Origin of the sequence: Microbacterium sp. A20, assembly GCF_004794515.1 — a bacterium.
In the GTDB taxonomy this organism is placed as follows: Bacteria; Actinomycetota; Actinomycetes; order Actinomycetales; family Microbacteriaceae; genus Microbacterium.
The window spans coordinates 1-497 of record NZ_SSDF01000004.1; the positions used below are offsets into that span (position 1 = coordinate 1).

The following is a 497-nucleotide window of genomic DNA, read 5'->3' on the forward strand; positions in this document are numbered from 1 at the left end:
CCGGCGACGAACGCCACCGTGGCGGTCGCGTCCGCATCCGCGTCATCGATCGTGAACGACACCGTCGCACTCCCGGCCGCCGTCGCCGACGTGAGCTGCGCCGTGTAGGTGCCATCGCCGTTGTCGGTCACGGCCGAGAGCGTCCCGGCTGTGGTGGACAGATCCACCACATCGCCCGCATCCGCGACGACGTTGCCGTTGGCATCCAGCAGGGTGACCGTGATCGTCGACGTCGTCGAGCCGTCCGCGGTGATCGAGGCCGGAGAGGCGACGATGGTCGACGTGCCCACATCCGCCGCACCGGCGACGAACGCCACCGACGCGGTCGCGTCCGCATCCGCGTCGTCGATCGTGAACGAGATCGTCGCACTACCCGCCGCGGTCGCCGACGTCAGCGTCGCCGTATAAGTGCCATCGCCGTCACGGACTTGCCCGAACCGGATGATTAGTGTCGCGCTGAGATCACTCAGCTGCAGCGACGATGTTGACGACCTTGC

Annotated in this window: 1 protein-coding gene; it reads right to left on the reverse strand. The window is 67.8% G+C overall.

All coding sequences use genetic code 11. The features are described from left to right. A partial coding sequence (locus tag DW298_RS00020) for an Ig-like domain-containing protein (RefSeq protein ID WP_240744937.1) occupies positions 1–497 on the reverse strand: 497 nt, incomplete at both ends.